This is a genomic window from Pseudoflavonifractor sp. MCC625 (genome assembly GCF_018784545.1).
Taxonomy (GTDB): Bacteria; Bacillota; Clostridia; order Oscillospirales; family Oscillospiraceae; genus Pseudoflavonifractor_A; species Pseudoflavonifractor_A gallinarum.
This window is the reverse complement of record NZ_WQOJ01000007.1, coordinates 1-8,482: the sequence shown is the minus strand read 5'-3', so window position 1 is coordinate 8,482 and position 8,482 is coordinate 1. Positions and strand designations below refer to the sequence as shown.

At 60.0% G+C, this 8,482-nt stretch carries 6 protein-coding genes and 1 pseudogene; 5 read left to right on the top strand and 2 right to left on the bottom strand.

Features of this window, described 5'->3' with window-relative positions; genetic code table 11:
* Positions 1–62 precede the first annotated feature (62 nt).
* Positions 63–2,138 carry a glutamine synthetase III gene (locus GPK94_RS02005; RefSeq protein ID WP_101691004.1) on the bottom strand — a complete coding sequence of 692 codons (2,076 nt, stop codon included), beginning with the start codon at positions 2,136–2,138 and terminating at the stop codon, positions 63–65.
* A 220-nt stretch (positions 2,139–2,358) separates the two neighbouring features.
* Entirely contained in the window at positions 2,359–3,876 is a 1,518-nt protein-coding gene (locus tag GPK94_RS02000; RefSeq protein WP_346727972.1) for a polysaccharide biosynthesis C-terminal domain-containing protein, read from the bottom strand.
* Between the two features lie 155 nt (positions 3,877–4,031).
* Here GPK94_RS02000 and GPK94_RS01995 point away from each other — a divergent pair, with 155 nt between their 5' ends.
* From GPK94_RS01995 to GPK94_RS01975, 5 genes and pseudogenes are all read left to right on the top strand, one after another.
* Positions 4,032–4,739 (top strand): DUF554 domain-containing protein, encoded by a 708-nt coding sequence (locus GPK94_RS01995; protein WP_186964008.1) that lies wholly within the window; start codon positions 4,032–4,034, stop codon positions 4,737–4,739.
* A gap of 389 nt (positions 4,740–5,128) precedes the next feature.
* Complete coding sequence (locus GPK94_RS01990) at positions 5,129–5,905, top strand: enoyl-CoA hydratase-related protein (RefSeq protein WP_101691007.1); 777 nt, start codon at positions 5,129–5,131, stop codon at positions 5,903–5,905.
* Between the two features lie 185 nt (positions 5,906–6,090).
* A complete protein-coding gene (locus tag GPK94_RS01985) occupies positions 6,091–6,942 on the top strand; it encodes a 3-hydroxybutyryl-CoA dehydrogenase (protein WP_101691008.1) in 852 nt (283 codons plus the stop codon).
* Positions 6,943–7,028: 86 nt separating this feature from the next.
* Positions 7,029–8,171: an acyl-CoA dehydrogenase gene (locus GPK94_RS01980; protein ID WP_101691009.1), complete on the top strand. Its 1,143-nt coding sequence runs from the start codon at positions 7,029–7,031 to the stop codon at positions 8,169–8,171.
* Between the two features lie 18 nt (positions 8,172–8,189).
* Positions 8,190–8,482, top strand: a pseudogene (locus GPK94_RS01975) (electron transfer flavoprotein subunit beta); the annotation flags it as partial.

The following is an 8,482-nucleotide window of genomic DNA, read 5'->3' as shown; positions in this document are numbered from 1 at the left end:
ATAAAAACCGGCCGTCCGGCGGGAAACTCCCGCCGGACGGCCGGTCTCATTAGGAAGGAAAATCAGATGTAAAAGAGCAGATCCCGATAGGTGGGGAAGGGCCAGAAATCGTGGCTGACCATGCCCTCCAGCCGGTCGGCCACGGCGCGGGCCGCCTCCATGGCGGGCAGGACGGCCTGGGCGCAGTATTCCGCCCGGGGCGCGGCTCCGCTGGGCAGGGCGGTGAGGGAGGACTCCAGCTCGGCGGCACGCTGGAAGAGAAGTCCGGTCTCCTCGGTGAGGGAGCGGACCAATGCGCTCTCCTCCGGGGCGGGGATGCCGATGGACTGCTTGACGGCCACACCCTCGGCCACCTGCTTGGAATAGGCCATGCAGGCGGGGAGGATCTGCTGGCGGAGCAGATCCAGGGCGGTGCGGGCCTCGATGAGGATGGTCTTGCTGTAATCCTCCTGGATGATCTCTTGGCGGGAGCGAATCTCCTCCAGTGTGTAGATGCCCATGGCCGCAAAGAGAGCCACGTTCTTGGGATCGTCGTAGCGCTCCAGGGCCTCGGGGGTGGTGCGCAGGTTGAGCAGGCCCCGGCGCTGGGCCTCGATGGGCCAATCCGTCCCGTAGCCGTTTCCGTTGAAGAGGATCCGGCGGTGGGCGGCCAGCTCCCGCCGGATGAGGGCGGAGAGGGCAGTGTCAAAGACAGGGGCGTCCTCCAGCTCGTCGGCAAACTCCCGCAGGACCATGGCAACGGCGGTGTTGAGCATCACGTTGGTGCAGGCGATGTTGAAAGAGGAGCCGGGCATACGGAACTCAAACTTATTGCCGGTAAAGGCGAAGGGAGAGGTGCGGTTCCGGTCCGAGTTGTCCAGAGGGATGGGGGGAAGGGCGGTGACGCCGATATCCATGGCGGCATCCACCGCCTTGTCGTGGGCTCCGCCCGAGACCAGGGCATCCACCACCTGCTCCAGCTCGTCGCCCACATAGACCGAGACGATGGCGGGCGGGGCCTCATTGGCGCCCAGACGGTGGTCGTTGCCCGCGCTGGCCACCGAGATGCGCAGCAGATCCTGGTAGTCGTCCACCGCCTTGATGACAGCGGTGAGGAAGAGCAGGAACTGGGCGTTGTCCATGGGGGTCTTGCCCGGGTCCAGCAGGTTCTCCCCGGTGTCGGTGGAGAGGGACCAGTTGTTGTGCTTGCCCGAGCCATTGACCCCCTCAAAGGGCTTTTCATGGAGGAGGCAGACAAAGCCGTGCTTGTTGGCCACCTTCTTCATGATCTCCATGGAGAGCTGGTTCTGGTCGGTGGCCAGATTGGCGGTGGTAAAGAGGGGTGCCATCTCATGCTGGCAGGGCGCCACCTCGTTGTGCTCGGTCTTGGAGCAGATGCCCAGCTTCCACAGCTCCTCATCCAGCTCCGCCATAAAGGCCTTGACCCGGGGACGGATGGAGCCGTAGTAGTGATCCTCCATCTCCTGGCCCTTGGGGGCGGGTGCGCCAAAGAGGGTCCGGCCCGTGAGGATCAGATCGGCCCGCTTGCCGTAGTCCTCTTTGTTGATGAGGAAATACTCCTGCTCGGCGCCCACGGTGGAGGTCACCCGGCGTACATCCTTGCCAAAGAGACGGAGCACCCGGATGGCCTCCCGGCTCACCGCGTCCATGGAGCGGAGCAGGGGAGTCTTTTTGTCCAGAATCTCCCCGTGGTAGGAGCAGAAGGCGGTGGGAATGCACAGGGTATCATCCTTGATAAAGGCGTAAGAGGTGGGGTCCCAGGCGGTATAGCCCCGGGCTTCAAAGGTGGCACGCAGCCCGCCGGAGGGGAAGGAGGAGGCGTCCGACTCGCCCTTGATGAGCTCCTTGCCTGAGAAATCCATGATGACCGATCCGTCCCCGCAGGGGGAGAGGAAGGCGTCGTGCTTTTCGGCGGTGATGCCCGTCATGGGCTGGAACCAGTGTGTGAAGTGGGTGGCGCCCTTGCCCACCGCCCAGTCCTTCATGGCGGCGGCCACCACATCGGCCACGGCGGGGTCCAGGGCCGTGCCCTCGTTGATGGTGCGCCGGAGGGCGCGGTAGATATCCTTAGGGAGCCGCTCCCGCATGACAGAGTCGTTAAAAACCATGCTGCCAAAGAGTTCAGGGACCTTACTCATCAAAACATTCCTCCATGGAGTCCCCCGGCAGAGGGGACCGATAAAAAAAGACACTGCGGCCAGGGCCGCAGCGTCCTTGCTGCATGAAAGTCATTATAAGCCGTGGGCGGGGGGCTGTCAAGCATCTGAGGGCGGAATCCGGCGCAGCGGGGCGGAAATTGTGAGAGAATGCAAAAAAGTGCCCCTTTTTGACGAGAAAAACGGATGAAAAACCAACAAGTCAATGTAGGGAAAAGAGGGCCCGAACCGAAACGCCCTGGGCCGAGAGGGCGCAGAGGTATTCCACGCTCCCAAAGAGCAGGCAGATGAGAACAGCCCAGATGCCCTCTACGCCGCTGCGGCACAAGAAGCGGAAGAGCAGATTGACGCACAGGCCCATAAGGAGGGCGGACAGCGCGGGGGCCGTACACCACTGGAAGAGCCGGGGCCGCATATGGGCATACCGCCCCACCTGATACCAGTTGAGGAGCAGACCCAGGGCGGAGCTGGCCACAAAACCCGCCACATAGCCCTTGAGTCCCACACCGGGCAGGCCCATCAGGAAAAAGGTGCAGCCCAGCTGCACCCCGCCGCAGAGGATGGCGTTCCAGGCGGCGGCACGCTGTTTTCCCACACCGTTGAGCACGCCGGAGAGGATGGACTGATAGCAGGACAGCAGGACACCCAGTGAGAGGGGGAGGATAAAATCCCCCGCGCTCTCCTCCCGGAAGAGGAAACGCCCGATGGTCGGTCCCAGAACCACCAGAAAGGCCATGGCGGGCATGATGAGGACCGATGTGGCCAGCATGGCCTTGTGGACCCGGTCCCGGATCCGATCCAGACGGCCGAGGGCGGCGCTGCGGGCCAGACGGGGAACCAGAACCAGCCCCATGGCGCCGATAAAGGCGGTGGGCATGACCAGCATGGGGATTGTCATGCCGCACAGCACACCAAACGAGCTCATGGCATGGGACACATCGGAGCCGGAGGCCACCAGACGCTGGGGGATGAGTACCGCGTTGGCCGAGCCCATGATATTCCCCAAAAGGGCGGTAAAGCCGATGGGAACGGCAATGGCGCGGATCCGGCGGCTCAGCCCGGGGTCGGCGGGGGTCCGAGGCAGACCGGCTGCCCGTTTTCGGTACAGAATGACCAGTGTAACGGAGGAAAAGAGCTCACAGATCACCATGCCGGTCACGATGAGTCCCACGGTGCGCTCCGGCGTCTGAGGGAGAAAGAGGGCCAGAAGGCCCAGGACCGCCCCGGTGCGGATGAACTGTTCACACAGCTCTACTGCCGCAGGCGGACGGATATTTCCGGTGCCGTAAAAATAGTGTTTGTGAAGATTTTCGATCCCCGTGAGAAAGAGACAGGGGAGTAAAAGAAGGAGGCCCAGCTGGGTCCTGGCGTCTCCCAGCAGATAGACCGAAATGGGATCATAGAACAGCACGGTCACCCCGGCCACCAGGGCAAAGAGGATCAGAAAGGCGGTCAGGCAGCGCCGCAGTACCGCCCCCATGGCCCCCTCGTTTCCCCGTGCGGCATACTCAGCCGAGAGGTTGGACACGGCTACGGTTAGGCCGACGGCGGTGATGGAGAGGACCACGGAATAGACCGGCAGGATGAGTTGATAGAGTCCCATGATCTCGGCCCCCACTAGCCGGGAGAGGAAAATGCGGTAGATAAATCCCAGCACCTGGGCCACCAGACTGGTGCCGGTGAGCAGTAAGGTGCCGTATAACATGGATGAACGGCTCACTTTCAAGGACAGCCCCCCTTTTTCTTCGCTGTTCTACCATATGTGGTCCAGCGCCTGGACATGAGGAGAATTCCCCTTTGACAAGGGGCAAAAAGGTGAGTATCATTATATTTAATACAGTGAAGCGGGAAAGCGCCCGCCGGAAGGAGTTACCCATGATCGCCACCGTTATCAATGTCGTTCTGATTTTATTGGGCAGTTTGCTGGGGCTTGTGTGCAAGGACCATATCAAACCCCGTTTTGCCGCCACACTGACCAGTGCACTGGGGCTGTGTGTGATGGGGATCGGGGTCTCCAGTATGATTGGCACGCAGGATACCCTGTGTGTGATCGTCTGCATGGTCGTGGGAACGCTGTTGGGGGAGGCACTGCGTATCGAAGACCGCCTGGAGGGAATCGGCATACTGGTGCGGGGACGCCTGCTCCGGGGCGGCGGCAACAGCCGCTTTGTAGAGGGATTTGTCAATGCCACAGTCCTGTTCTGTGTGGGAGCCATGGCTATCAACGGCAGCCTGGAGGCGGGCCTCAACCACAACTATTCCATCCTGATCTCTAAGAGTGTCATCGACGGGGTGACCGCCATCACCTTTGCCTCGGCCATGGGCGTGGGTGTGGCCTTCTGTGTGGTGCCCCTCTTCCTCTACCAGGGGGGACTGACGCTGCTGGCTCAGTTTGTAGGCCCCTATCTGCCGCAGGACGTGGTGGTGGAGATGAGCGCAGTAGGGGGGACCATCATCGTGGGCATCGCCCTGAACATGCTGGGACTGCCCCGGGAAAAGATCCGGGTGGGCAATATGCTGCCGGCCATGTTTCTGCCCATGGCCTATCTGCCCCTCTCCCGGTGGCTGACCGCCCTGATGTGAGCATCCTTTCCGCAAAGCACTTCGGATTCCGAAGTGCTTTTTATTTGGAATCTAATCAATGTTAATAAAATAACAAAAGGCGCAAAGACCGTGAAATCGTCAATTTTTTCACTAAGTATTTGTAAAATACCAACAATAAAATGAATGAAAAAAGAAAGCGCGTAGATAAAAAATACGATTTTTTTCAAAAACCCTCTTGCGTATGAGCCAAAAAAGAGCTATACTAAGCGAGGATCGAGAAAACGGAACAGCCAAGAAACCACCTGTAAAGTTGTGCAACTGCGGATAGAAAACCTGCTGTTGCAATTTTTTAGGAGGTTATATGTTAAAAAAATAACAAGCTGCCGGACGGTCCAACAACACTTTACAAGAAACAGGAGGTAGAACGAGTGGCATTTGTGAAGTTTGAGCAACAGGGACACGTTGGAATCATCACCATCGACCGGCCCGATGCGCTCAATGCCCTCAACAGTCAGGTCCTCTCTGATCTGGACGCCGTTCTGGACAGAGTGGAGGCTGAGGATGAGATCTATGTGGTCATCCTCACCGGTGCGGGCCGCTCCTTTGTGGCGGGGGCCGACATCGGGGAAATGAAGGGCTTTACCTCCAGTGACGGAAAGAAATTCGGCGTCCGCGGAGGAAATGTGTTCCTCAAGCTGGAGAATCTGTCCAAACCTGTGATCGCTGCGGTCAACGGCTTTGCGCTGGGCGGCGGATGCGAACTGGCCATGGCCTGTGATATCCGCCTGGCCAGTGAGAAGGCCAAGTTCGGTCAGCCCGAGGTGGGCCTGGGGATTACACCCGGCTTCGGCGGGACGCAGCGTCTGCCCCGTATCGTGGGGGTCTCCAAGGCCATGGAGCTCATTCTGACCGCCCGGGTCATCGGTGCAGCCGAGGCCAAGGAGATCGGCCTGGTGTCTGCGGTCTGTCCGCCGGAAGAGCTGATGGAGCGCGCCATGGAACTGGCCCAGGCAATCTGTGCCAATGCACAGATCGCAGTGCGGGAGTCCAAGCGCTGTATCCGGATGGGAATGCAGACCGATATCCACACCGCCGCGGCCTTCGAGGCGGAGGCCTTCGGCGTCACCTGCGGCACGGCCGACAAGGATGAGGGCATGGGCGCCTTTTTGGAGAAGCGGAAGGAAAAGCATTTCCTCAACCGCTGATCTGGACCGTTTTTAAAAATGATTAAGCAAACTGAGGCACGCAGAGCAAGATCCAATACACAGCATGTCACCAACCATGAGCAGGAACATTCCGTACCACCGCGAAAGAACGCGCGGGCGGACCGAACGGGTCCGCAGGGTACTTTAGCATTTGGGATCAACTGAATTTTGGGAGGACTATGTTTATGAAAAAGATCGTTATCATCGGCGGCGGCACCATGGGCCTGGGCATCGGCCAGGTTTTTGCGACCAAGGGTATCGATACCGTGATCCGCTCCACCAGCGAGCAGAGCGCCGAGAAGCATAAGAACAGCCTCATTAAAAGCCTGGATAAGCGCATTGCCAAGGGCAAGCTGGACGAGGCCGGCAAGGAGGCCCTGCTCTCCAAGCTGACCTTTACGACCGACATCAACGCTGCGGCTGACGCCGATCTGGTTGTGGAGTCCGCCGTGGAGGAGCTCTCCCTGAAGAAGGAGCTCTTCGCTCAGCTGGATGCCATCTGCAAGCCCGAGGCCATCCTGGCCACCAACACCTCCTCCATCTCCATCACCGACATTGCCTCCGCCACCAAGCGGGCCGACAAGGTGATCGGTATGCACTTCTTCAACCCCGCCCCCGTGATGAAGCTCATTGAGGTCATCCGCGGCGTAAACACCTCCGACGAGACGTTCAAGGCGATCTTTGACCTCTCCAAGGACGTGGGCAAGGACCCTGTGGAAGTAGACGAGGCCCCCGGTTTTGTCGTCAACCGCCTGCTCATCCCCATGATCAACGAGGGTATCAATGTGGTCGAGAGCGGCATCGCCTCTGTGGAGGACGTGGACAAGGCCATGAAACTGGGCGCCAATCATCCCATGGGTCCCCTGGAGCTGGGCGACTTCATCGGCCTGGACGTGTGTCTGGCCATCATGGATGTTCTCTATAAGGAGACCAACGATCCCCGTTACCGCGCTTCCCTGCTGCTGCGCAAGATGGTCCGCGGCGGCCGTCTGGGCCGTAAGACCGGCATCGGTTTCTACGACTACAGCAAGAAGTAATTCCAGTATTCGGATAGCCGGGGACGGAGATCGTCCCCGGCTCCCAGCCGTATATGTGTATTTTTATCTAGAAGGAGCAAAGCAATATGGATTTTCATCTGTCCAAAGAGCATGAGATGCTTCGGAAAATGTACCGTGAGTTCGCCCAGAATGAGGTGAAGCCCCTGGCCGAGGAGATCGACGAGGAGGAGCGCTTCCCCGAGGAGACCGTCAAGAAGATGGCCAAGCTGGGCATGATGGGCATCTATTTCCCCAAGGAGTACGGCGGCGCCGGCGCCGATGTGCTGGCTTATTCCATGGCGGTGGAGGAGCTGGCCAAGGTGTGCGGCACCACCGCTGTCGTTGTGTCCGCCCACACCTCCCTGTGCTGCGCCCCCATCTTTGAGAACGGCACCGAGGAGCAGAAGAAGAAGTACCTGCCCAAGCTCTGCTCCGGCGAGTGGATCGGCGCCTTTGGCCTGACCGAGCCCAATGCCGGTACCGATGCTTCCGGACAGCAGACCACCGCGGTGCTGGAGGGAGATCACTATGTGCTCAACGGCTCCAAGATCTTCATCACCAACGCCGGCTTTGCCAATGTGTTCATCGTCTTTGCCATGACCGATCCCAAGGCGGGCAACCACGGCATCTCCGCCTTCATCGTGGAGCGGGACTTCCCCGGATTCTCCATCGGTAAGCACGAGAAGAAGATGGGCATCCGCGGTTCCTCCACCTGTGAGCTGATCATGGAGGACTGCATCGTGCCCAAGGAGAACCTGCTGGGCAAGGAAGGCAAGGGCTTCAAGATCGCCATGAAGACGCTGGACGGCGGCCGTATCGGCATCGCCTCTCAGGCTCTGGGCCTGGGCGAGGGCGCCGTGGAGGAGGCCATCAACTACACCAAGGAGCGCGTGCAGTTTGGCCGCCGCCTGTCTCAGTTCCAGAACACCCAGTTCCAGCTGGCCGATATGCACACCCGCATGCAGGCCGCCCAGTTCCTGGTGTACTCCGCTGCGATGAAGAAGCAGAATGGCGAGCCCTACTCCATGGACGCCGCCATGGCCAAGCTCTTCGCCGCTGAGGCCGCCAGTGATGTGACCCGCCGCGCCGTTCAGCTCTTTGGCGGCTATGGCTACACCCGTGAGTACCCCGTGGAGCGCATGATGCGTGACGCCAAGATCACCGAGATCTACGAGGGTACCAGCGAGGTTCAGCGCATGGTCATTTCCAGCCATCTGGGCGTGAAGTAAGGAACGGAGGATATTGACATGAAAGCAATCGTATGTGTGAAGCAGGTGCCGGATACCTCCGGTAAGGTTGCGGTGAAGGCGGACGGCACCATGGACCGCGCGTCCATGGCGACCATCACCAACCCCGATGATATGAACGCCATTGAGGCGGCCCTGAAGCTGAAGGATGAGACCGGCTGCGAAGTGACCGTGGTTTCCATGGGCCCCCCGCCCGCGGAGGGCATGCTGCGCGAGCTGCTGGCCATGGGCGCGGACAAGGCCGTGCTGGTGTCCGGCCGTGAGTTCGGCGGCAGCGATACTTACGCCACCTC

Bases quoted from the DNA above. Each gene is read 5' to 3' on its own strand.
- GPK94_RS01985 (WP_101691008.1), top strand. From the start codon at position 6,091: ATGAAAAAGATCGTTATCATCGGCGGCGGCACCATGGGCCTGGGCATC.
- GPK94_RS02005 (WP_101691004.1), bottom strand. From the start codon at position 2,138: ATGAGTAAGGTCCCTGAACTCTTTGGCAGCATGGTTTTTAACGACTCT.
- GPK94_RS01980 (WP_101691009.1), top strand. From the start codon at position 7,029: ATGGATTTTCATCTGTCCAAAGAGCATGAGATGCTTCGGAAAATGTAC.
- GPK94_RS01995 (WP_186964008.1), top strand. From the start codon at position 4,032: ATGATCGCCACCGTTATCAATGTCGTTCTGATTTTATTGGGCAGTTTG.